This is a genomic window from Roseovarius sp. EL26 (assembly GCF_900327775.1).
Taxonomy (GTDB): Bacteria; Pseudomonadota; Alphaproteobacteria; order Rhodobacterales; family Rhodobacteraceae; genus Roseovarius.
The window spans coordinates 443,360-467,611 of the sequence record NZ_OUMZ01000005.1 but is presented as its reverse complement, the minus strand read 5'-3'; the positions used below and the strand labels follow the sequence as shown (position 1 = coordinate 467,611).

General features: G+C 52.9%; 21 protein-coding genes. 5 read left to right on the top strand and 16 right to left on the bottom strand.

The annotated features are described in order from the left end of the window. Position 1 precedes the first annotated feature (1 nt). From D9A02_RS04160 to D9A02_RS04120, 9 genes are all read right to left on the bottom strand, one after another. Positions 2 to 2,233 (bottom strand): serine/threonine-protein kinase, encoded by a 2,232-nt coding sequence (locus D9A02_RS04160; RefSeq protein ID WP_120499704.1) that lies wholly within the window; start codon positions 2,231 to 2,233, stop codon positions 2 to 4. 335 nt (positions 2,234 to 2,568) lie between these two features. After that, positions 2,569 to 3,870 (bottom strand): dynamin family protein, encoded by a 1,302-nt coding sequence (locus D9A02_RS04155; protein WP_120499703.1) that lies wholly within the window; start codon positions 3,868 to 3,870, stop codon positions 2,569 to 2,571. Continuing rightward, positions 3,867 to 5,924: a dynamin family protein gene (locus tag D9A02_RS04150; protein ID WP_120499702.1), complete on the bottom strand. Its 2,058-nt coding sequence runs from the start codon at positions 5,922 to 5,924 to the stop codon at positions 3,867 to 3,869. Before D9A02_RS04150 ends, D9A02_RS04155 begins: the two co-directional genes overlap by 4 nt. A gap of 65 nt (positions 5,925 to 5,989) precedes the next feature. Then, positions 5,990 to 6,895: a hypothetical protein gene (locus D9A02_RS04145; RefSeq protein ID WP_120499701.1), complete on the bottom strand. Its 906-nt coding sequence runs from the start codon at positions 6,893 to 6,895 to the stop codon at positions 5,990 to 5,992. Between the two features lie 11 nt (positions 6,896 to 6,906). Next, the gene (locus D9A02_RS04140) at positions 6,907 to 7,302 is read right to left on the bottom strand and encodes a hypothetical protein (RefSeq protein ID WP_120499700.1); all 396 of its coding nucleotides are present in this window, start codon (positions 7,300 to 7,302) and stop codon (positions 6,907 to 6,909) included. A 117-nt stretch (positions 7,303 to 7,419) separates the two neighbouring features. Next, positions 7,420 to 9,567, bottom strand: coding sequence for a dynamin family protein (locus tag D9A02_RS04135; RefSeq protein WP_120499699.1), 2,148 nt, complete (start codon positions 9,565 to 9,567; stop codon positions 7,420 to 7,422). Positions 9,568 to 9,575: 8 nt separating this feature from the next. Beyond that, entirely contained in the window at positions 9,576 to 11,588 is a 2,013-nt protein-coding gene (locus D9A02_RS04130) for a dynamin family protein (protein WP_120499895.1), read from the bottom strand. A 5-nt stretch (positions 11,589 to 11,593) separates the two neighbouring features. Continuing rightward, positions 11,594 to 12,022: a hypothetical protein gene (locus tag D9A02_RS04125; protein WP_120499698.1), complete on the bottom strand. Its 429-nt coding sequence runs from the start codon at positions 12,020 to 12,022 to the stop codon at positions 11,594 to 11,596. A gap of 423 nt (positions 12,023 to 12,445) precedes the next feature. Next, positions 12,446 to 14,410: a lytic transglycosylase domain-containing protein gene (locus D9A02_RS04120; protein WP_120499697.1), complete on the bottom strand. Its 1,965-nt coding sequence runs from the start codon at positions 14,408 to 14,410 to the stop codon at positions 12,446 to 12,448. A 156-nt stretch (positions 14,411 to 14,566) separates the two neighbouring features. On the opposite strand from D9A02_RS04120, the gene dapA reads away from it, so the two are divergent. Further along, a complete protein-coding gene (dapA, locus tag D9A02_RS04115; protein WP_120499696.1) occupies positions 14,567 to 15,442 on the top strand; it encodes a 4-hydroxy-tetrahydrodipicolinate synthase in 876 nt (291 codons plus the stop codon). 183 nt (positions 15,443 to 15,625) lie between these two features. On the opposite strand, the gene D9A02_RS04110 is transcribed toward dapA, so the two are convergent. From D9A02_RS04110 to pncA, 4 genes are all read right to left on the bottom strand, one after another. Continuing rightward, positions 15,626 to 16,183: a hypothetical protein gene (locus D9A02_RS04110; protein WP_162932961.1), complete on the bottom strand. Its 558-nt coding sequence runs from the start codon at positions 16,181 to 16,183 to the stop codon at positions 15,626 to 15,628. Positions 16,184 to 16,285: 102 nt separating this feature from the next. Next, positions 16,286 to 17,074 carry an SseB family protein gene (locus D9A02_RS04105; protein ID WP_120499694.1) on the bottom strand — a complete coding sequence of 263 codons (789 nt, stop codon included), beginning with the start codon at positions 17,072 to 17,074 and terminating at the stop codon, positions 16,286 to 16,288. Beyond that, complete coding sequence (locus D9A02_RS04100) at positions 17,067 to 17,654, bottom strand: uracil-DNA glycosylase family protein (RefSeq protein ID WP_120499693.1); 588 nt, start codon at positions 17,652 to 17,654, stop codon at positions 17,067 to 17,069. The genes D9A02_RS04105 and D9A02_RS04100 overlap by 8 nt, the downstream gene beginning before the upstream one ends. Continuing rightward, positions 17,647 to 18,243, bottom strand: a complete 597-nt coding sequence (gene pncA, locus D9A02_RS04095; protein WP_120499692.1) for a bifunctional nicotinamidase/pyrazinamidase — start codon at positions 18,241 to 18,243, stop codon at positions 17,647 to 17,649. Before pncA ends, D9A02_RS04100 begins: the two co-directional genes overlap by 8 nt. A gap of 237 nt (positions 18,244 to 18,480) precedes the next feature. Between pncA and D9A02_RS04090 the strand changes: the two genes are divergently transcribed. Both D9A02_RS04090 and D9A02_RS04085 read left to right on the top strand, forming a co-directional pair. Next, the gene (locus tag D9A02_RS04090) at positions 18,481 to 19,398 is read left to right on the top strand and encodes a rhodanese-related sulfurtransferase (protein ID WP_120499691.1); all 918 of its coding nucleotides are present in this window, start codon (positions 18,481 to 18,483) and stop codon (positions 19,396 to 19,398) included. Between the two features lie 77 nt (positions 19,399 to 19,475). Next, on the top strand, positions 19,476 to 20,426 hold the full coding sequence (locus D9A02_RS04085) for an SIS domain-containing protein (RefSeq protein ID WP_120499690.1): 951 nt from the start codon (positions 19,476 to 19,478) through the stop codon (positions 20,424 to 20,426). Positions 20,427 to 20,596: 170 nt separating this feature from the next. On the opposite strand, the gene D9A02_RS04080 is transcribed toward D9A02_RS04085, so the two are convergent. Continuing rightward, positions 20,597 to 21,061 carry a MarR family winged helix-turn-helix transcriptional regulator gene (locus tag D9A02_RS04080; RefSeq protein WP_120499689.1) on the bottom strand — a complete coding sequence of 155 codons (465 nt, stop codon included), beginning with the start codon at positions 21,059 to 21,061 and terminating at the stop codon, positions 20,597 to 20,599. Between the two features lie 101 nt (positions 21,062 to 21,162). On the opposite strand from D9A02_RS04080, the gene D9A02_RS04075 reads away from it, so the two are divergent. Both D9A02_RS04075 and D9A02_RS04070 read left to right on the top strand, forming a co-directional pair. Then, complete coding sequence (locus tag D9A02_RS04075) at positions 21,163 to 21,531, top strand: antibiotic biosynthesis monooxygenase (protein ID WP_120499688.1); 369 nt, start codon at positions 21,163 to 21,165, stop codon at positions 21,529 to 21,531. Between the two features lie 40 nt (positions 21,532 to 21,571). After that, a complete protein-coding gene (locus D9A02_RS04070; RefSeq protein WP_120499894.1) occupies positions 21,572 to 22,015 on the top strand; it encodes a hypothetical protein in 444 nt (147 codons plus the stop codon). A 184-nt stretch (positions 22,016 to 22,199) separates the two neighbouring features. On the opposite strand, the gene D9A02_RS04065 is transcribed toward D9A02_RS04070, so the two are convergent. Both D9A02_RS04065 and gmd read right to left on the bottom strand, forming a co-directional pair. Next, positions 22,200 to 23,150: a GDP-L-fucose synthase gene (locus D9A02_RS04065; RefSeq protein ID WP_120499687.1), complete on the bottom strand. Its 951-nt coding sequence runs from the start codon at positions 23,148 to 23,150 to the stop codon at positions 22,200 to 22,202. Further along, a complete protein-coding gene (gene gmd / locus D9A02_RS04060; protein WP_120499686.1) occupies positions 23,143 to 24,183 on the bottom strand; it encodes a GDP-mannose 4,6-dehydratase in 1,041 nt (346 codons plus the stop codon). The genes D9A02_RS04065 and gmd overlap by 8 nt, the downstream gene beginning before the upstream one ends. Positions 24,184 to 24,252: the final 69 nt, after the last annotated feature.

Genomic DNA, 24,252 nt, shown 5'->3' with positions numbered 1-24,252 from the left:
ATCATTTCGTCACCAGTGGCATGCTGGCATTCTGCTGAATACCGTTGCGAGTGATCACAAGCTCCATCTCAGAGCGGCCCTGTGACATCAGTCGGTCAAGAGCTTTTTCCAAACTGTCCTGCGCATCAAAATCTGTACCCGTCACGGTTTCTTGGACAAGAATGTCACCGACACGTAGCGACGTGTCATGATCTGCCGACAGCTTGCGAACTTCAGTTCTCCAGCCTTTTTCGCTATCGCTCCGCACCGCCAATGTGACACCGTTCTCAAGTCCGGAAACCTGAACGGCGGGCATGGCCAGCAACCCGTTCGAAACGCGCTTCTCACCCATAGGACGATAGCGCACCACAACCCGAATATAGCCATCTGAATCAACTGTATGGTTGCGAAGAACCAGTGATTCCAAGGGAATATTTCTACGAATAGGTTCACCGTTCAATGTGTAGATAACTGCGCCACGCTTTACCCATTCACCTACGACAGACAAATCCTCCCCTGAGGTAACGCCTGTAATCGCGATCGCGTTTGCATTCGACACTTTGCGGAATCGCGACTGGAACGGAATGTCTACATCCCAATGTGAGAAAGCAACCTGCTCTTCAAGAAGTTCAACAGGCTCAGCTATCGCGACTGCTGCTTCTACACTGACGGTTTCTTCTACCGCAGGTTCTGCACCTGAGGCGGCGTCCGTATTGATCTCTTCCGAAATTGTGGCGTCTTCAACTGGCGCAGCCTCCGTTGTTTCTACAGCCGCTGGTTCGTCCACGATTACCTCAGAGACAACTGGCTCTTCAGCTACGACAACCTCTTCAACTGCGGCAACTTCAGTTTCTACTACGACCGCCTCTTCATCAGTTACGGATGCAGCATCATCCGGTGTAGTTTCTGTTTCTGCTGTCGTGACAACCTCTTCTGGTGTGACTTCGATTACTGTCGCTGGCGCAACAGCAACGTCAGTTGTTACCGACGCGTCATCACCACCACCTGAGAAAGCAAAATATCCGCCTGCAGCCAGAGCGACCACCGCCGCCGCAACCCCTGCGATCACTTTACCATTTCCACTAGCATCGCTGTGTACAACTGTATCGATCGTGCTCGCGGATTTATCCCGTGCAGCAGATTTTCCGTGCTCGGCCTCGATCTCCAACTCCGAACTTCCACTCAGCAGTGCATTTACAACTGCCTCAGCATTCTCAGTTTCTGCCTGAATACGCTTTTGCTCGGCTTCGCTCAGTTCTTCTTCCTCTTCGCGATCTACTGCTACGATCACGGAAACCGGGCGATAGCTAAAATTGTCGAAGACAACGCCTTTGCCACGGAACATGCGCAGCCAGTCTAGCGCCGTTTGCAGACGGTCTGGCACATGGACTTCCATCGCTTTGTCGATCGCCTCGAGGAAGCCATCAGGATAGCCATCAATACGTCCACTTACAGCAACATATGGATCGGGCTCACTGTTGTTGAAGGCATCAAGACGGGTCTGTCCATCGATAGGGCGTTCGCCGCTAATGGTGTGATACAGCGTCGCTGCCAAAACATAGAGATCACTGCTTGGGCCTTGTTCTGCACCGCGAACATAGAACTCGTGTGGGGAATAACCATCTTTGATAACCCGCAATGTCAGCAAAGCGGCTGATTTATTTGCAGCTTGTTCACGGGCCGCGCCAAAGTCGATCAGAACTGGTTGCTTGTTTTCATCTATCAAGATGTTGTCGGGTGAAATATCCCGATGCAACATTCCACTATCGTGAATGAATGAAACAGCTGACAGCATTTTTTCAGTAACTTGCACGATGAAGTCAGGAGAACTCTCATTCTTGCTATCCTGAACAAAATCCAGAAGGTCACAACCGCGAATTAGGTCCATCGCGATATAAGCAGTCTGGTTATCTTCAAAAACTTGATGCACGTCGACGATATTAGGGTGAACTAGCCGTGCGTGGTTGCGGGCTTCCTGAATAAACAGATCAATGATTGAGCGCAGATCTTTATCATATGCAGGATCCACAGCCTCGACCAGGTCACCATTACGTCGACACAGTGCGCCTGGATAGCATTCCTTGATAACCACATCGCGATCCAGGCTATCGCGCGCAAGATAAGTGATTCCGAAACCACCATTGCTAAGGAAACTCAGGATTTCATACTGCCCTCGAAGCAACTTTGCCCCAGGCCGCAGCCCTTCAATCTGATTTTCATCTTGTGTGTCTTCGACAGCCCGATTCTGACTCATTTCTTCCCACCATGCTTGCTAAACCTGCGGGACATCAGCCAGAGTGTTGGCTGTGAAACTCTTTAAAAATACATACAACCGCAGAGTACCCAGTCATTGGTTAGACTGAAAAAATAAGACTAAACTTTGGCCCCCGGATGACTTCGGTATGGTTCACGTCATCATCAGAAAAACGCTTCAATTCTGCACTCAAAACATTGATTTAAAATAAATAAAAATAAATTAAAATCGCCGCCTCGCGGTCATCGCCATAAGACTGACATGATAAAATCAGGCCCTTGGCCTGATTCCACAGTTCAATTTCGCCAGAATCATTCTTTCCAAGACAGAAACAATCAAGTCCCGGTGAGGGCCAGAGAATCTGTCGAAGTGCTGCCAGCCCATGCTAAATTGTCGCCAAGTTGTGACAAAATGCTAACGGCGTCCCTCAATACGTCACTGCCGCTCTCATATTGCAGCAACAACAACAGATCTGCGGCTTTTTCAAACTCTGCGGGAACCCATACAGAAGAGTGAACCAGACCACCTTCAGTCTCAAGGCGTTCGGCGAACTCCTCCACGACTTCCTGACAGTTCTGCAAGAAGATTGCAGGCGTCATATCTGTCGTCTCACGCAATTCTTCATAGATCTCCGCGATGGCTGCCAGCCATTCTTCCAATATGGGGTTACTTATGTCGGACGGAGCATGTTGAGGCTTTTCTTTTGTCGCCTGTCCAGATTGCCGGACAGCGCTCGGGCTCGCAGCTTCACCCGATGCCCGATCAAACTCTGAAAGTACGGGTAAAAATAAGTTCTGCAAATCCGCCTGCGCATCCGCAATATCCTTTCGGCGACGTACAGAGGCAATCTTCAGCACTTCTTCAGCAAGATGTTGACCACCGCAATCCTGCCATAGCTTCAAGTCTGGCTCCGGCTCACCGGCCATCGCCTTGACGGCCTCGGGAGTTCCAATCGGTACGATTGACTGGAACAGCCCATCTTTTTCTTTTTCCAACCGGGCAATGACACGGTCCAGTGCATCGCGCACTGGCGGCAAATCGGCGTGCGTAACCGCCAGCATGCTATTTTCGCGCAACTTGGCAGGCACTTGAGACCAAAGGCGACGTTCGCTTTCTCGCCAGGCATTGGCCCCATTGGTGCACCAAATGACGCAATCTACAAATTTCAGCAACCCTAACACCTGATCATAGCTTTCCTCAAGCGCGCCAGTGCCTGGCAAATCAAATAGGGATACCTCGCGCAGCGCCGGGGAGTTCAACCCCACTGAAATGAAGTCTGGCTTGTCAGCGGCAGCTTTTTCCAATGCGATTCCGGCATATGTTTTCGCCGGCTTCTGCCACCAGCCAACAGTTGTCTGTGGCTCGTCGGCATAGGTCACGATTACCAATGGCAATTCCAAATGCTGCGGCCCCGTGGGCAACACATCCGCCCCTGCAAGCATATTGGCGAGGCTGGATTTCCCAGCCCCGAATTCCCCAGCGAAGCCAATCGCAATCGCATTAGACAACCGTTCCGCGTGCCCTAGCGCCCGTGCCCTGAGCTCTTCCAGCTCTGGGGATGAGGGCATATTCTCTGTACTTGAAAGGAAGCGGTCCAGCTGCCGTACTTCCTGTTCTGTATCGGAAAAATCGATCACTCCGCAGCCTCCGCTTGCCTGTCATCTGTGTCTTTGGCACCAAAAACAACATTCAATTCATCCGCGATTCGCCGCAGCTGATCGAACGCAACTTGTGGATTCACCTTTGCCTCTGCTCCATCATCCTCAGAGCCCGTCTCGTTGCTAAAATGACCTGCCAAAAGCGCCTGATGATGACTCAGCACTGTTTCCATACGCTCAATGATATCTGTGCGGGCAGTATCGACTAGGTCATCACCGATCATCTCAAATTCTTCAGTAACCAACTGTTCAGCTCGGGTCACATAGCTGCTTTTTGAAAACAACCGTGACAACCAAGACATCCGCAACTCCACCGTGATACCCCGGCCAAGCGCTGCTGTATCCGGACGGTACCAGCGAACAGCACTGGTATTCATTCTTCCGCTTTCACTCTCTTGCCAACCCGGCAGAGTCTGCAGCACCGCGTTGCTTTGCATGTCGATGCTGTAAAGTTCGTTCAACAACCGCTGGCGCACAACCTGCGTTGCATCCTGTATCAATTCGCGCATGCGTTCTCGCAGCGCAGTGAAATCCAGCTCGGTTGCCGCACCATGCGCAAGCAGTGGCGATTTGCCGTCAGGCCCACGAACAACGCTTGATACCAGTTCGGTAACTGTATCGTCCATTACGCCTCTAAGGTTGGCAAATATCTCGTCCATATCCCGGATCATGTCTTCTGATGTCTCAGCAATCGTCGAGCGCAAGGAATTGAATGTCTCATTGTTGCTATCACTCACTGCTGCGCCTTCAATCGGCTCATGACCCAAGGCCCGAAGCCGCGCCTCGCTACGTTCAAGCTCTCCTTGCGCGAAACTATTCAGATGCTGCCACGCCATCTGCAGCTGTTCGCCACATGTTCCTTCGGTCAGAGCACCCGTGACATGGCTGCGCAGCTCCGGCAGACCAGACGCCACCATCGCAGCAAACCTCAAGATCGCCTCGCGGCTGACAGGACCATCGCCCTGCTTCATATCCTTGACGCCATCAAGGTACTTTTGCATCAGCGCAGGGTTGGCGCGTAACCAAGACAAGACCTGATCGTGGTCAACGCCACTTTCATCGCCAGTCAAAGCATAATGCGCCCATTGGGCACTGCCGGTCAGCACTTCGATTTTCGCGCCACCAAGCGCTTTCTTTAGCCCTTGTTCAACATCCGTTTTGACCTTGGTCGCATCTTCCGCGCCGTTATTTAACTCATCAACACGATTGATGAAGACCACTAACTGACCCAACTCAAGCGCCTGCATCAAGCGAAACAGTTTCAAATCTGCCCGTGACAACGCTTGATGCGCAGACAGCACCACAACGAAAAAGTCTGCCTGTTTCAGGTATTGCCGCGAAATTTCCTCGCGGATCAATAAAGGGTCATTGACGCCCGGCGTATCCGTAACGGTCAGCGGAAACGGGAAATGCCCCAGCTCGAAATAAACCTCGGCCTTGCGAGTGACATCACTATACATTCCGCGATCTGACAATGGTTCATCAGTATCGCAACCCATATCGCCTGGGTCGTCGCCAGCGCAGACGTAGCGCATCAAGTCATCTGTCGACAAATCCTCAAGATTATGGCTTTGCCCCAGCAGATCTTCGTAGCTTTCGCCTAGGCGCAGCCGTGCGCGATTTTTCATCGCATCAACCTGCTCTTCGATCATCTCACGCTTATAGCTGTCCTCTTCGTCTGAGAACATTTTGCGCAATTCTTCGCCCTCGGCAATCAACTCCTGCCATTGTGCGTTGTCGAAAAAGTGGAACTCGGCCCCTTTTTGCCTCCCCGAGGGATGACCAAAGTGCATATCGGTAATGACCGTTGTCCAAGGATTCACATCCGATGGCAAGAATTCGGCACGCCCTATGAAACCGTTAATCAGCCGTGACTTGCCTGCCTTGATCTGACCAACGAATGCGACGCCCGGCTTCAGGTTAGACAGATCCTGCTGAATTCGAGAAATAAACAACCGCGTTTCATCGTTTGTCACATCATGCATTTCTTGGGCGATCCGGATCAGTTCCCGGCGGTTCACATCACTATTCATCTTACTTACAAGTCAGGCTTGCTCCCAAAGTTCTTGGACAAATTCTATCATACAAAGTCATCATTTTAATCTTTGTGTTCTTGATTCACGGCTTTCCAAAGGCCAACCGCTGCACCCAACTTACGCGCTTCATAGACCGCGATGGCGGTGGCATTTTCACCACGAACCACCGCTAGGCTTGGTGCTTTTTTGTCAGCAGAACGCATCAATATCATCTGCGGCCCCTGCAGGGCCGACCCGCAATCCTCAGCCCAGACGGACAGATCACTAGCGAATTGATTTAAAATTTCCGTATCAGGACTAAAGGCAGCCCCATCGACACATGCTTCACCAGAATCCAAAGGAGCACCATCTTTGGCAGTAACGCGCAAACGCCCCAAAGCAAAGCCAGCGGCGCCGTCAAAAAACATTTGGCTCAGAGATGGGACGGATGACGTTTTGACTTCAGTCTCGCCCTTTGATGTTGGCTTATCCAGCTCTGCTCCAGCTTGCTCATCCGGCGCATCCAGGGATGCGTCTATGACTTCGACGGCAACCTCAACCAATCCAAGTGTAGCACAAGCCCGTTCAAGTTCATTATATGTAATCCCCACATCATCGGCATCCGGGGACGTATCAGGATGCAATGACAACAGCTCCAGCGGCCCCGGTTCAGCGCAGAAATCAACAATCATCTGCGCAAGCCTTTGGGTGATATCTTCGCGTTGGTCGGTTGCAAAATCTGGTAAGTCATGGCCTTTGGCCTCGACCGCCTCAGTGACGCGTGCGCTGTTCACCTCAAGGCACAATCGCGTGCCATTTGCGACCATGAATTCCAACCTACGCGGTAGGACGGTGTTGCGGATGCTATTCAAAATGGCGTCTTTGCGCACCACTGCGGTATCACTATCCAACGCATTCTCTGGTGAATTGCGGGCAACCGTGCTGTTACTCAGCGTGCCCAGCATATCGATGATTTCAGGTTCAATCATTACGACACTCCTCACATCGACTCGGCGATGACGCCAAGACTCATGTGCGATTTCGTTAACACCATTCCGGCATTCGCGCTGTCACGGCAAATGTAGCAAACAACATGATCTGCGTATTCCCGCGCTTTCAAAAAGACATAGAGATACGTCCCAGAGAATATCGCCACTTCCTTGAAGCCGGTAGCAGTATCGTCATCCGTCACGGTCAGCATTTTTTCAAATGCCTGCACGCCTTGCCCCTGAAACAGATTCGAAATCGCAATCGACAGAGTTTCCAACAAAGGTGCGCTGCCAGTGTCATTCCCATGCATCGCCAGCAACATGCCAGTATCCATGTCAATGTACCCGGCCGCAATGCAGTCGGGTATGGTATCCATCGAGGATTTTAATGCGGCATCAAGTGACATTCGTCGGGTCCAGCTATTCTTCTCAAATTATTCGCACACAATCGGGGCAGCACTCCGGCGACATCCGGGCCTTTGCGCGGCACTCCGCCTACCGTAAACCTCTGAAAATAAGTCCCTTCAAAGCACATGCCACTCCGACCCGCTCCGCACATCAACACCAGGAATAGACGCCAAAGCATCGCGCATCAGCCGAGTATGATGCTCTGATGCTATCTGATCGAATTCGGCCAAGAAGGCATCGAACATATTCAAAAGCGCCTCTGGATCGCTAGAAGTACCTTCGCATCGCGTGATTTCCCGCCACATTGAAGCCGCACTCAATGGGGTCTCGTTCATCAGTTCATAAGGTTCTTCACCAGTGCAATCTTCAGATGCCACCTCAACAGCATCTGGCTGAGCATTGCTATCGGGCATGAGATCAGCCAATGGCATCACAGCACCGCTTGCAGTCAACGCTTCGGCAACCTCTGACAGCTCTACACCAGTAGTACTTTCCTCTGCTGCAAAAGAAATCTCATCTTCAATGCCTGCATCATCGGTTTGGGTATCTTCAATGTGTTCGGCTTTGGCCGTTGGTACGCCCAGACTTTCTGAAGCATTGGGATCAAAAGCCTCAGATTGCGCCGAAACCGACGTGGCAATTGAAGAGAGGATCCCTTTGATATCTGGATCATCATCCGACGTGTCTGCTTGCGCGCCGTCAACAGTTATTTCAGAAGGTTCAGGCGCGCTGTCGCTTTCCGACAAGCGGAAAGACAATGAGGCCAGCAAGCTGTTGATACCATCTTGGGAAGATAGCTCGGGCGTCTGCAGTTCGACATCTGCTTCTTCGAAAACATCGTTTTCTGCAGCACTGTGATCAGAGGCTTCGCATTCGCTACGACCCATTTTCTCAGATGTATCCGCTGTCTCGATATTCTGACTCTCTTCGTACTCGACATCTACGGAACCATCTGTTGAATCGCTTGCCGCTGGTTCAAAGAGAATTTCATCGACCATACGGCCATCTTCCTCATTTTCATAACCAGCAGATATCTCTTCGGCATCAGAAGCTACATCCACACCAGCCTCAAGGCTACCTTCTTCCGCCATTTCAATTGTATGGCTGCTCTCATCATCCTGCGTTTCGATCTCCAACGTAAGTGCACTTGCTTCATCTACACTGGTCTCGGAAGTAGAATTATCTTCTGACGCGGACGCCATATCGACATCATTTTCTGCGCCTTCTACATCCAATTCAGGTGTCGGACCTTCGGCCACAGAAAGCTCCGGCTTATGGGCCAGTTGCTCACGCAATTTCTGCGCTTCATCGACATCGATACGGGTCCGCTCTTCCCTGGGTGTGCGATCTTCCTCGCGTCTCAATACCCTTGCCGGGCGCACCGGAAAGATTGCAACAGAGTTATCAGATTGCGGCCGGACAGCGTTGCCTTGTGGGGTTACTTCATTCTCCTGGCGCAATAGGTAAGGCGATTGCGTCGCAACCGAGCCCGTTTTCTCAACATCATAACGCGCCAAGATTTGCGCCCTTGTGTTCATTATGCTCTCAGTGATTTCAGACAAGCTGTCGAACATCTTGCCGCTACCACTACGCAGGGCAAGCTCTGGATCGTCATCATTCACACGGGCATTTATCGCATCGCGTGCGGAAAACAGTATCAACCGGTTGAACAATGATCCGGTTTCACGGTTAAGCCGGCGCAATACCTTTTGCCGATCTTTCGCACCCAACGTATCTGATCGGGTGATAAGGAGTAGTGAATTCTGCTGCAACCGCTCAGGCAAAGACACCCAAGTAGCTCGTTCAGTCTCACGCCAGGCCTGAGTGGCATGGGTGCACCAGATTACGCCATTCGCTTGACCGACAGCGCGTTGCCAGACATCACCTGAAATCTTGGGGTCCGAAATGCCCGGTGTATCGATCAAATCAACCGCTTCCAGAATTTCAGCTTCCACAAAGATCCGGACAAACTGCGCATCTTCTACGCCGACCTCTTCCAGTCGGTCCAAGGTAATATCTTCGCGGCGCCCATCATTCCGCAACACATAAGGTGAACGATTGCCCCACGAAAACCATACAGGCGGCAACTGTGTTGCGGTCACCTGTGTCGGTAGTGTTTCTTTGCCAAGCAAGAAGTTCATCAATGTTGATTTTCCAGCGCTAAATTCGCCCATAAGTGCGAACACAGGCTTACGACGGGACCATTCTTCGATACGCTCCCACTGCTTGGAGTTAATATGGCGGGTTTTTTTGTTATCTAACATTTGTCTGTTCACGCCGCTTCATTATTGAGGTCTTTGAGGATATCTCCGAGAATATCATCACGAGATTTATCGGGCTGCGCCTTGGCCAACAGCCCCGCCTGATGCTGCGGGTTTTGATCCTTGGAATTGGCAATGCTCAACAAGGTTTCTTTTTGCTCATTCAGGAAATCCGCCAATGCAGCCCGAATATTTTCCAAGACCGCCGCGATCTGATTTTCCTCAAGATCCTTGGTGATTGAATTCGCCTCCGAGGCAATCAAGCGAGTGTAGTCCGCGGCAAAGGCTTCAAAGCCTTTGCGCCGCTGCCACCAGCGTTTCCACCACGTGCTTTGTAAATCCAATGCAATGGTTCGCCCAATGCCGAGCGGCGGTGGAACCTGAGGTACAATAGGTGCTTCAATCGCAAACTCACCCAGATGATTACCCAGTAACTGATGGTACAGGGCCTCGACATCTTTCGCGGCCGACGCATAGAGGCCGCCCGTTTCACGGCGCATTTTGCGGCCAAAACTGAAATAAGCTGCTTTTTGTAACGTCCGCAATCCCGCAGGGTCATATTGCCAAGTGCCTTGCTCACCATATTTTTCAAGGTGAGAGATCAAAGAATCGGTCGCACGTTTGACAAAGTTGTTTTCAGCCCCGGAAAGACGATGCATGACCTTTTCGCGCAACATCTTGCTTAAATCGGCGGCTTTTTCATCATACTCTTTGATCAAATTGGCGATCGCATCTTCCGGCGACAATCCATCAAGATCACGCTTCACATTATCCGTATCGGACAAGCCTTTTGCAACAGAGGTTGCGCGAATTTGGCTAGCAACGTTACGGGCCCGATTTTTGATCCGTTCGACCAAGCGTGCGCCCGCACCTTCGGCGATGCGTTCATTGATCGCATACAACAGGTCTGGCATACCCGACAGCGCCCAAATCTTATCCAAAGAGATGCTTTCGGAATCGAGTCCTGTTGCAACATAGAAGGTATTCAGCGCCTCGCGTGAATCTTCGGTAAGAATGTCAGGATTGCCTGTCAACGCCGCCTCGGCCCAAATCGCACTGCCGAAAACCACACTGGTTTCCGCCGAGATGTCGTTGCTTTTCAAAGTATCAAGGATCCGTTCGCGAATTTCAGGAACCTGTTTCACCGGGTCGTTCAATTCATCGATCCGATTGATGAAAAGGATCAGCTGGCGGTTCTCGAACTGAGCAATCACTCGCATCAGCGCCATATCCATAGTTGTCAGCGCCTGACTTGCGGCCAGGACCACAACGCATACTTCTGATCCGCGAAGGCTGCGCAGGGTGATCTGTTCACGTACCATGAAAGTATCGTTCACACCTGGTGTATCGCACAATTTCAATGAAATCGGATATTGCGGGATATCCATATATAGCTCAGCCGATTTGGTCACATCCGCAAACCGGCCGGTTTTGGGATCGATATCAGGATCATCTTCATCACCAAGACAGACATAGCGCTGGATCAATTCATCATCAAAATAGTCGTACTGATGGCTTTGTCCAAGAACCAAATCGAAGTGCTTACCCAAACGTTCTTCTGAGGCGGTCTTCATTTCGCCAATCTGACGGCGGATATCCTCCATCTCATCATCGGCGCCTGCACGATTGGCCAACTCACCCAATCGACCACCGCCTATCATCAGATTGTCCCATTCATCCTGATTGAAGAAGGTGAATTTGGATTTCATATCGCTGGGCGCACGAGTGTTGATGTTCAGCGTTGTCACCACCGAGGTCCATGGGTTCACATCCGACGGCAACAGTGCTGGACGGCCCGCCAGAATATTCACTGTCGAAGATTTACCAGCCTTGACCTGCCCGACAAAGGTCACACTTGCTGTGAATTCCTCCATCCGAGTTTTCAGCGTCGCAAGACGCGCTGATGTCCTTGCATCAGCAACTGATGTCAACTGGTCGATCTGAGCGGTCAGCCCAGATATCGCTGATGTCATAGGCTCTAACGCCTCGTTGCCGACAGATAAAAGATGTTCATTACGCGCCATATTCATTAACCTCCTGTGCCATTAGCAGCACACACATTTTCGACTTGCGAAACGAAACGTCCGACCGGCAGACTGGTCGGTGCCTCGATCTGTGCAATCAATTTCATAACATCCCCCAACAACGCGGCTTCTGCACGTGGATCACGAGCTTCAGCAGCTTCAATGTCGGCCAATACTTCCACGGCTTTGAACCGTGCACCGTTTTCCAAACACGCGATCGTACGTCCTGTGGGGAACCCTTTGTCTTTCGTATCTGGTAGCGGCATATTAACGTTAGCCAGCAAGTAGTGTTCGCCTGCATGGGTCTGCAACGAAACGCCGAAACCGACGTTCGGATGCTGTTTGGTAAGCGCCTTCAATTCACCAACAAAACTTTCACGAGCCACAAAAATTGGTCTCTGTTCTGCGATTGCATTATTCAGTATTTCGCCCATTACAGACCCCTCATTACTGCAGAGTGAAAACAGCGAGCTATTCGCCCCCAACCAGGAAAAAGACTCACTCCCCATCCTTTGCGAGCATGGCGTTCAAGGCGGTGTTTATTTGACCTAAATGGGAATTTTTAGCGCCTCAAATGAGGCGCAAATATGTCTCAGCATCAAACGTCTCTAAAAGCCCAATAAATCAAGGGAAGAACGTACTTGTGAATTTTCAATATGCGCCGATCACGAAGAAACAATTTCTAGAAAATGTCCCGTCTGTCCATGGAAATTCACTTCAAATCCAATGTTGTCACAAACTCAAGATGAGCGTCATCAGTACCCGCCGCCTTTGAAAACACCAAAATCACGGCACGTGACCGGATAGGGATGCTGGCGGACATTCCTCATCGGAACCTTCGCGCAATGGGCATGTGACTAGTTACTGGGCACAGTTGCCCCTCTTAGTTCTTGACTGAAAGGAACCGGATGTGGCCGCTTGCCTAGACGTGCCCGGTAAACCGGCAGGCTTTCGGCCACACGCATTACATAATTTCGGGTTTCCCGGAATGGAATATGTTCAATCCAGTCAACCACATCGACAGAGGTCGAGCGCGGATCGCCGCGATCTTTCATCCATCGAACGGGACGAGACGGCCCGGCATTGTACCCCGCAGACATTAGTACGACATTACCGTCAAACCTATCCGACAACCCAGCCAGATAGGCCGATCCAAGTCGCGCATTATAGCGCCAGTTCCTCAAAACCTGCGCCGGATCATGATTGATTCCCAGCTCGCGGGCTACATCCGCAGCCGTGCCCGGCAGGATTTGCATCAACCCTTGTGCCTTGGCTCCGCTGACAACATTCGGATCGAATTCACTTTCGCGGCGTGCAATCGCCAGCGCCATCTCAGTTGGAACAGGGAATTCCATTTTATACATTGGGTGCAATGCGTAATACGGCCCCGGCAACACCATACCGCGTTTGGCAGCAGCCTTGCCCATCATCACTTGCAAATGCGGTTCCTGCATCTCCTCCAGCGCTGCACCCAGCTGTCCTAATTCCGGGCGTGACAGAGTTTCAGCCATCTGCACCACGAAACGTTCCGCCAAATTCAGATCACCGGCAGATCGCGCCAGCGCCATGGCCTGAAACAGGTTTGATTTGGCGAAATCGGCCTGTTCCCAGCCGGAAAAATCTTCACGCCCGGCCAAATCGGGATCATGTGTCTGCTCCACTTTTTCCGCCGCCAGCAATCCATAATAACTAGTCTGATGTCGCGCGCCCTGCGCATAAGCAATCTTGGCCGCTTCGGGGTCGCCCAGCGCATCTTGCGCCCGACCTAACCAATAGCCGGCACGCCCCATGGAAATCGGTGACTTCACCGCCACCCGAAAACGTTGAAAATGATCCAACGCCAATTCAGGCTCATCCAGATAGGTTAAGGCGAGATAGCCAGCCAGCCATTCCAGATCTGCATAAGAGGCCCCGCTGGTCATCTGGTGTACAGACGCCAAATCATAGGCCAGCTGCGCATTTCCATCGAGCATATTCTGGCGCACAAAAACCCGCCGCCACCCAGCCCAGCGATCGGGTTCCCCCAGCCCTCCATTTATCCGGCTTTGATGCAGAATGGTTTTTATCGCCGCTTCTGGTACATCTCGGCGAATGTAATAGTTGAATGCCTCATACGCTACGCCTGGATCTTCGCGCGTCGCTTTTGGCAGGCCTTCGATATAATCTGAAAGGCCGCTTTTTCCGTTCTTCAACTTCAGTCTGATCTCAGCCAGTTTGCGTTTCTTCTCAGAGACCATGGGCAACATCTGCTTGTGATCTTTCAACCCACGCCACAGGGCCATATCCAACCGATCTTCGTGATGCACTTTCAGCTCATCACCGTAGACCGCCAAAATTGCATCATGCTCTTTGGTGGTTAGATCCAGTGACAACCAAGCCAGCGTGATAACAATCTCGGCTCGCTCCAGCCGTTCCGATGCTTCAAGTGCCCGCGCATAACTAAGCGCCCCTAACCCGGTTTGCGGCAGGTAACCATCATAGAATCGCAAGATTGTATCATTGTCCGCCGTGGACATCATAAATTCGCTTTGCTTGCGCAAATATGGAACCCCGGGCCAATCGCCATTGCGATCCAGAAACGCCAATATTTCAGCCGGTGCGCCGTTTCCTTCTCGCAGGCGGAACCATTCGATCATATCAACCGCAACCGGGCCATCCCGAACAGCGATTCTTGTGGCCACATCCCAACGATCCGCCCGCATGGCATGCAACGCGCTGGCCAACGGGCGTGGCGCGATCGGGGGTGGGTCTGCCGCCGGGGCCATTGTCCCCAGACACAGAAGACCAAACAGTATCGAAAAGCCGCACTTCATCTCTTGCATTTCCAGCTCAGGCAAAGGATAGACATCGCCAACCTATGTGCGCAGCGCGCGAAGGTCCACTCACAAGCTTGGCAGAGTGGCATAATAGCGCTAAATGTCACACGGATTTTACAACCGGGCCCTTCGCCCGCCACACGACAATGAAAGGAGCGTGTCATGTTCAAAGGATCTTTTCCTGCTTTGGTCACGCCGTTCAAGAACGGCGAGCTGGATCTGGAGACGCTCAAGAAGCTGGTTGAGTGGCATATCGGTGAAGGCAGCAGTGGGCTGGTTCCAGTTGGAACCACCGGTGAAAGCCCCACTCTGACCCACGAAGAGCACGAAACCGTGGTCGAAGAAGTTGTACGCGCCGCTGCAGGCCGTATTCCTGTCATCGCAGGAGCTGGCAGCAACAACACGCTGGAATCCATGCGTTTCATGCAGCACGCCGAAAAAGTCGGCGCCGCTGCTGCGCTGGTTGTAACACCGTATTACAACAAGCCCACCCAACGCGGGTTGATCGCACATTACACCGCGCTGCATGACTGCTGTGAACTGCCGATCGTGATCTACAACATCCCCGGTCGCTCGGTCATCGACATGACACCTGCAACCATGGGCGAGCTGGCCAAACTGCCTCGTATTGTCGCCGTCAAAGACGCCACTGGTGATCTGGCCCGCGTGTGCCAGCAGCGCATAACTTGTGGCAAAGACTTTGTTCAGTTGACAGGCGAAGACGCCACCGCGCATGCGTTCAATGCCATTGGCGGTCAAGGTGTGATTTCGGTCACTGCCAACGTGGCACCAAAACTGGTCGCACAAGTGCAAGCGGCCACTCAAGCTGGCGATTTCGCCACCGCGCTGGAGCTGCAAGATAAGCTGATGCCCCTGCATCAAGCGATCTTTACCGAACCGGGTCTAGTGGGCGCAAAATATGCCATGTCCAAACTGGGCCTGTGCAGTGAAGAGGTGCGCTCGCCCCTCACCAGCTTGAGCGATGAGACCAAAGTTCTGGTCGACGACGGGCTGCGCTTTGCCGGGTTGATGAATTAAGACTGAACAGCCCGAACGATCTGGAACCCCTGTACAGGTTGTACAACTTGTACATGGGTTTTGTACAAAAGTCAGGGTGTGGTGTGGTCTAGCCGCCAAAACGCGTCAGTTTGAGCGCGTGCGGAGTGGTAATGTCAGGTTAAGGATTGGTGGGCATATATTGCCCACCCTACTTACTACTTGCTAGCCACAGTTCAGAACAGCGGCTACTCCGACAATTACTCCGTAATTTATCTTTCGACTATACACACCTTTGCCCTTGATGCAGCCTGTCCATGCTGACATTTTTTCATTGATGACCTTCAAATCATCTCTCGAGAAGGGCCTTGGTATCAGCTGACCGTTGGCAGGCGTCACTACTCCAATCTCTGTACCGTCAACACTTATACGGCTCAACCTACGTTCTTTTCCGTTAACCGTTACGCTGGTCGCGGTCGTCTTTCGCTTGCCCGCTTTATTGATGGCTTCGTTAATTCTGCGTTCCAAAGTGCTTTTGCTGATTTTCTGTGACGCTGATGCATCGCCATAACTATGTTGTGGAACCGTTGCTGCTGCGGATGAGGTTTGTGCAACACTGCCTCCACCCAAGGGTTTGTAGGCATACCCCGTAGCGGATTGCGGCGCAGAGTAACTTGCCTCACTTCCAATACCGGTAAAGCCAACACCTTTCGTTGTGTTCTGGCTGCTACAAGCTGACAGTGTCACAACAGAACTCAACAAAATCACTTTAACAATTTTCATGACCATTCCCCATTATTCGCATTCTCGCTTTAGGGAACATCACTTCTCGTCACAATTATGGCGAGAAATAGAAATCCAACATTCCGCTTGAAGCACCAAACATTACCGCAGCTTCGGCGGCCTATCAGGGTCGCGACCCGGGGCCGTGGGGGTGAGGGCTTGGGGCTCTTCCGGTGTGGGCAGGTCGATCCTCAGAGCCTGCGCGGCGAGGGTTTGGACGGCCGGATCATTTGCGCGCAGAAAGCCAACGTCCATGGCGGCGGCTTCAAGGCCGGAAAAGGCCAGCACCTCGGCAATCATCTGGGCCAACGCGGATTGGGCGGCAATGGGCGCGCCGGTGAAGCCGACAAAGAACCCCTGCTCGCCGCTGTCGTAGGTGGCCTTGGAGATATAGGCGCTTTCAGCCAGACCAGCGGCGTGGCTTAGACGGGTGTCCAATGCGGTCAACACGTTTTCGGGCAGGCCTGCCGGGGTCTCGAACTGCACCGGACGACGGGTGATTTCATCGGGCGTGTCAGGCAGCATTTGTTGTAGCCACGCTAACGCGGCGGGTTCCAGCAAGTTTTGGGCGTCTTCAATGCCCAGATTGACGCCCATGCCAATCCCCTGCCCGGCCAGCATGTTGATCAGCGCCCGACCAGAGAGCGCGGCATAGGGGGCTTCGCGTCCGACGAAACCCGCCAGACGCTCAGGTTGATCAAAGGTCAGCGCGAACCCAGTGCCCTCGACCTCGAACAGGTCGGGCGAGATGTTGTCGCCTTCAGGTTCCTCTGTCAGCAGCAAGAACAGCTCGGACCCAGCAAGATGCTCAAAATAGCGCAGCTCAGCCTGCGCGTTGTCTGGCGCGGCCTGCATCGCGGCAAAGGCATGATCGAGCGGGGTATCAGGCATTTAGGGCGTCCTTTACACGGGCGCGCAGGACGGGCAGCAGCTCCGCCTCGAACCACGGGTTTTTCTTGAGCCAGCCAGTATTGCGCCAGCTAGGATGTGGCAGGGTGAAAACATCGGGCGCGTGGTCACGCCATGCTTTGACCGTCTCGGTCACGCCGGTTTTGGTGCCTAGGTGGTATTTATGGGCATAACCACCGACCAGCACGGTGGTGCGCACCTGTGAGAGGGTCTGCATCACGCGGGTGTGCCATGTCTGGCCGCAAATCTTGGGCGGTGGCAAATCCGATCCCTTGGCATCATAGCCCGGAAAGCAAAAGGCCATCGGCACCACCGCCACGCGGGAGGTGTCGTAGAATTCCTCGGGGCTGAGACCCAGCCAATCGCGCAGGCGATCACCGGAAGGGTCATCAAACGGTTTGCCTGATTTATGCACTCGCATTCCAGGGGCTTGACCGGCGACAAGAAGGCGCGCGGAGGGTTGGAACCAGGCCACAGGGCGTGGTTCATGCGCCGTGTGAGTGGCGGCGAAGCGGTCTTCGCAGATCCGGCAGGCAGTGATTTCGGTGGTTAGATCAGGCAAACGTGACCCCGGCTTGTGTCATCGCATCGGTGGCCGCTTTGAGCGAGCCATCCAGATCAATCGAGCGGCAGAGATCGGTGCGCACGGTGGTAACGTAGCCGAGTTTGGCCGCATCTTGCGCCGAGAAGCTGACGCAGAAATCAGTGGCAAGCCCAACCATGGTCAGGTCGGTGATACCGCGGGTTTGCAGGTAGCCATGCAGGCCGGTTGGGGTTTTTTGATCGTTTTCAAAAAAGGCTGAGTAGCTGTCGATTGCTGGGTTATACCCCTTGCGCACAATCATATCGGCACGGTCGGTGTTGAGACCTGCATGGAAGGCGGCGCCGGTGCTGCCCTGAACGCAATGATCAGGCCATAGAACCTGCGGGCCATAGGGCATCTCAATCATCTCAAACGGGGCCTTGTCCTCGTGAGCACTGGCGAAAGAGCTGTGGCCGGCAGGGTGCCAGTCTTGCGTCAGGATCACAGCAGAGAAATCCGCCATCAGGTCGTTGATGCTCTGCACGATCTCATCGCCCCCTGCCACGGCCAGCGCGCCACCGGGGCAGAAATCATTTTGGACATCAATCACGATCAATGCTTGCGTCATTTTAGGCCCTCCCTTTGCGCCAAAGAGGTAGGGGGTTGGGTGGAGGGGGTCAAGCGCAACGAGAGGGCGACGCCCGGAACGAACCCAGTCGGGTAGCATATTGAGGAACCAATTTGACCCACATCAAAGACCGCCCTCTTGATCATGCGGCATGAGAGGCGTATTGCCGCCTGTCAAAGGCGGTTTTGTCGTGCCTTGCTCGAACTGCCCACTCTCATAGCTGAATGATCTGACCCCATGTATACCATCGCTGCCCTCTATCATTTCACCCGTTTTGACGACCCTGCGACCATTCAGGGGCCGCTCAAGGATCTGTGCGATGCCCAGGGCATCACCGGCATTCTGTTGTTGGCGCAAGAAGGCATCAACGGCACGGTTGCGGGGCCGCGCGCGGGCATTGATGCGTTGCTGACTTATCTGCGCGCCCTGCCCGGCTGTGCCGATCTGGTGCATAAGGAAAGCTTTAGCGAGGCGCGCCCATTTGGCCGGATGAAGGTCAAGCTGAAAAAAGAGATCGTCACTATGGGCCAGCCTGACGTGGACCCAACGGCCAGTGTTGGCCATTATGTCGAACCTGCGGATTGGAATGATCTGATCCGCTCCCCGGATGTGGCGGTGATTGACACGCGCAACGATTACGAAGTGGCGATTGGCACCTTTGAGGGCGCGGTTGATCCGGAAACTGCCTCGTTCCGGGATTTTCCGGCGTGGTGGGAAGAAAACAAGGAACGGTTCCACAACAAACGCATCGCGATGTTTTGCACCGGTGGCATTCGCTGTGAGAAATCAACCAACTTTTTGATGGGTCAGGGTATCGAGGATGTTTACCACCTGAAGGGTGGCATTCTGAAATACCTTGAGGAAGTGCCGCAAGATGACAGCACCTGGGAAGGTGAATGTTTTGTTTTTGACGGGCGAGTGTCTGTGGGTCACGGGCTAAAAGAAGGGCCGCACGAGCTGTGCTATGCCTGCCGCCGCCCGATCCTGCCCGAAGACATGGAGCGCGAAAACTATGAGCGCGGCGTGTCGTGCTATCAGTGCGTGAATGAAACCTCGGATTGGGACAAAGGCCGGTTTCGCGAGCGGCAGAAACAAATCGCCCTCTCTGAGAAGCGTGGCGAGGTGCATATGCCCTATCTGCCGGGTGGCGAATAATCGCAAACTGTCAGGGGGTTGGCCCCCGGGCGGCTTCGGGCTATCACAGCGCATAGGATTTGCGTGAAGGAACGCTGATGACGACCCCCTCGAGCCATGCCCGCAACGTGCTAACGATTGAAACGGATGCCCTGATAGACATGCGGGACAACCTGCCCCCCGATTTTGATGCGGTGGTTGAAATGCTGCTCAAAGTGCAGGGGCGCGTGATTGTTTCTGGCATGGGGAAATCTGGGCATATCGCCGCCAAGATTGCCGCCACCATGGCCAGTACTGGAACACCGGCGCAATATGTTCACCCCGGTGAGGCAAGCCATGGCGATTTGGGGATGATCACCGCACAGGATGCGGTGGTGTTGATCTCTAATTCCGGTGAAACCAAAGAACTGGCCGATATGATCGGCCATACCCGTCGGTTTTCCATCCCGCTGGTGGCGATCACCAAACGTGCCAGCAGCACCCTCGCGAAACAGGCCGACTTCCTGCTAAAACTGCCTGAGGCCCGCGAGGCCTGCGCCATTGGCATGGCCCCCACGACATCAACCACCTGCACGTTGGCGTTGGGTGATGCTCTGGCGGTGGCGATGATGCATCTGCGCGGCTTTGGCAAAGAAAACTACCTCACCTTCCACCCCGGTGGCACTTTGGGCGCGCAGTTGCTGCAAGTCTCTGCCGTGATGCACACAGGCGATGATCTACCCATCGTACATGAAACCACCCCCATGAGCGACGCGTTGTTGGAAATGACCGCTAAGGGGTTTGGCGTGGCCGCCGTGATCGAAAACGGGCGGCTGACCGGAATTATAACCGATGGTGACCTGCGGCGGAACATGGACGGGTTGATGAATCACACCGCCGGATCTGTCGCCACCCGTACCCCCACCACGATCTCACCCGAGGCGTTGTTGTCCGAGGCATTGGGAGTGATGAACAGCAAAAAAATCAGTGCCCTGTTTGCTGTCGATGACGCGGGACAATTGCAGGGGTTGGTCCATATCCACGACATCCTGCGCACGGGTGTGGCGTGATCTGATGATGGAATGAGGGGGGAGCGCCCGCCCTTTGCAGGGAAACTTGCCAGTATCGTATCTGTGGGTCTGCAACATCAACGATACTTTCAAAACAAGGACGGCTTTGAGTCCAGAATGACCGATGCTGCGTGTCGATCGAAAGTCAATTTTGGTTTGGAGCGCCTGTTTTACGAATTAGAATCTTCTTGCAGGCGTGTTTTCAAGAGACTGATGACCTGTTGCGTCGTCGCTATGTCATCGGGCGAAATGCCTTTTGATAGATCATTCACCCAAGGAATTTGTAAGGCGATAGCAGCTTCAAACAGTTTTTGGCCTTTTGATGTGAGCACGACGAGGTGCGCACGTTTGTGATGAGGATTCGGTCGGAACTCAACAATTCCTTCTTTTTCCAGCTCATTTACAATGCGCTGAATGCCTTGCCGATGAACGCCCATAGTGCGTGCATGCCACGCAACTGACTCCGGCCTTTCTGCATATGCAATTGTTCCAAGGATTTGCCAGCGAGCACTGGTCAATCCAAGCTCCGCGACGAGCCGATCACCAGCAAGCTGTAGTCGACCACTCAGCCGAAACACCTCTAGTATCAGCGCTGTCACGGCTCCCCCGGTCTCAGTCCATTGTTCATTTGTCATGTCGATTGCTTATTGTATTGACAACGTATTGTCAAATTGATTAAAGAACTTAAATTGACAACATGTCACCATATTTAACAACCACTCACGGAGCACTAAACATGGTTAACTTCAAACCTCTCGATCCCGAATTTCCGATTGATAAGCAACTTGGTGTCGATGCCGGGCCTGTTGTCTTGGTCAACCTGTTCACTGTTGATCCCGCTGATAAGGACGCTCTTGTTGAAGCCTGGAAAGGCGATGCGATCTGGATGAAGAAGCAGCCAGGCTATATCAGTACGCAGCTACATGAGGCCGTTGGAGAAAGCTGCATGTACCTGAATTACGCCATCTGGGACTCGGTCGCTGACTTCCGGGCGGCATTCTCGAACCCAGAGTTTCAAAAAGCACTCAGCCACTACCCATCCAGCGCCGTCACGGCGCCGCATCTGTTTGAAAAGATTGCCGTGTCAAACTGCTGTACGGCCTGACGGAACTCTCCCCGAAAAGTTGAACTGGAGGACAATGAAGATGAAAAAACGCATACACGCAATTGCAGGTGGAATTGGCTTCCTAATGATCTTCCTATTCTGGACGTCCACTGCGTTCAGCGAGCTATTTGCAAGTCACGAGACGATTGCAGCCATCAAGGGTTTGATCCTCAAAGGTATGTTCGTTCTTATCCCAGCAATGGCAATCGTTGGCGGATCCGGCATGGCAATGGGTCGGAGACGCAAAGATGCCCCTGCGAGGGCGAAGAAAAAACGCATGCCCATCATCGCGCTGAATGGTTTGTTGATCCTTTTACCGGCAGCATGGTTTCTAGCTGGCAAAGCTGCCGCTGGCGAATTCGATAGCACCTTCTACATCGTTCAAGCTGTTGAACTGATCGCCGGTGCAGCAAATCTCACCATGATGGGATTGAACATTCGAGATGGTCTGAAAATGACTGGGAAAATCAGGCGTTCAAGATAAAACCGTGTCTTTAAAACAAGTGTAAAAGGTTTCGAACAGCTCGAGAAGCTGACATTCGGCGTCCGACATCAGACGTCCGCTTTATCCACACTGCGGCCGTTGGTCAGTGTGGGGTAATCAATAGCTCCCGAATACATTTTCGGGGGCTATTGATTGACGAGGCAAATATCCAAAACGCTAAGGGTCAGGACTGGCCCGCAATCTCTTCATATTCGCGAACAGTTTTGGCCAGGCCTTCAGCCATAGTAACCTTTGGTTCCCAACCCATGCCCAGCAATTGTGTGCTGTCCATCAACTTGCGCGGTGTGCCATCTGGTTTGCTAGTGTCGTGCACGATCTCGCCTTTGAACCCGACCTGATCCACGATCAGCTGGGCAAGCTCTTTGATCGAAACCTCTTGACCCGAGCCGACATTGACATGCGGTACGTCAGAGTAATTTTCCATCAAGAAGATCAATGCGTCGGCCAGATCATCGGCGTGCATGAATTCACGAAGCGGGCTACCGGTGCCCCACATGACGATCTCTTTGTCGCCAGCCTCGCGTGCCTCAATGACCTTGCGCACCAGCGCAGGTAGGACATGGCTGGTTTCCAGATTGTAATTGTCGCCCGTGCCATAAAGATTGGTTGGCATGGCTGAAATGTAATCAACGCCGTGCTGTTTACGATATGCCTGACACAGTTTTATGCCTGCGATCTTGGCAATAGCATACCACTCGTTAGTGGGTTCCAACGGGCCGGTCAGCAGGGCGTCTTCGCGCATCGGCTGTTCGGCGAGCTTAGGGTAAATACAAGATGAGCCGAGGAACATCAGCTTTTCCACACCGCTGTCAAAGGCGGCGCGGATGATGTTGCTTTCTATCATCAGGTTGTCGTAGAGAAAATCTGCCGGAAAATTGTCATTGGCAAGAATGCCGCCTACTTTGGCTGCCGCCAAAAACACCGCATCGGGTTTGTTAATCTCAAACCAAGCTTCAACCTCGGACTGACGGATCAGATCTACATCGGCACGGGTGGCAGTCAGCACCTCGCAGTTCATCTGTTCCAATTGGCGTACAATGGCAGAGCCGACCATCCCACGATGGCCAGCCACATAGACCCGCTTACCATTGAGCGAATACAGACGATCAGCCAAAGCGCTTTGCCTCTGCAAGGTCGGATTCTACCATTTCGCGCACCAGCTCTTCGAACGGGGTTTCAGGCGTCCAGCCCAATTTTTCACGGGCTTTGGATGCATCACCCAGCAAGGTTTCCACTTCGGCCGGGCGGAAATACTGTGGGTCGACTTTGACCACCACACGACCGGTTTCGTCGCGTGCAACCTCGTCCAAACCTTCGCCTTCGAACGTCAGCTTCATGTCCAAGCCTTCGGCGGCACGGGTAACAAATTCTCGAACGGAATATTGCTGCCCGGTGGCGATTACGAAATCTTCGGGCGTGTCTTGCTGCAACATCAGCCACATCATCTGAACATAATCACGGGCATGGCCCCAATCGCGCAGAGCATCCATATTGCCCAATAGCAATTCATCCTGCATACCAAGCTTGATACGGGCCAGAGCGCGGGTGATTTTACGAGTTACGAAGGTCTCGCCGCGGATCGGGCTTTCGTGGTTAAACAAGATGCCATTGCAAGCATAAAGGTCATAGGATTCACGGTAGTTCACCGTGATCCAATAGGCATAAAGTTTTGCCACCGCATAGGGTGAACGTGGATAGAACGGCGTGGTTTCACGCTGCGGCGTTTCCTGTACCAGACCGTAAAGCTCGGACGTCGATGCCTGATAAAACCGGGTCTTGTCCCCGAGCCCAAGGAAGCGGATCGCTTCAAGAATACGCAGGGCACCAATTGCATCAGAGTTGGCGGTGTATTCAGGCTCTTCGAACGACACCGCGACGTGGCTTTGCGCGGCAAGGTTATAAACCTCATCCGGTTGAACCTTGTTGATGACATTGGTCAGCGAGGAACTGTCGGTCATGTCGCCATGGTGCAGCTGGAATTGACCAGATTGCCCCGGTTCACCCTCAAAAAGGTGGTCGATGCGCTGTGTGTTGAACAAAGAGGTCCGGCGTTTGATGCCATGCACCTGATAGCCTTTGTTCAGAAGAAATTCAGACAGGTATGCCCCATCCTGTCCTGTCACACCTGTAATAAGCGCTTTTTTCACTTTGCGATCCCTCAACACAGTCAAATTTATGTCCTAACTGCCATAATGCGTTCACACGGCAATGAACAG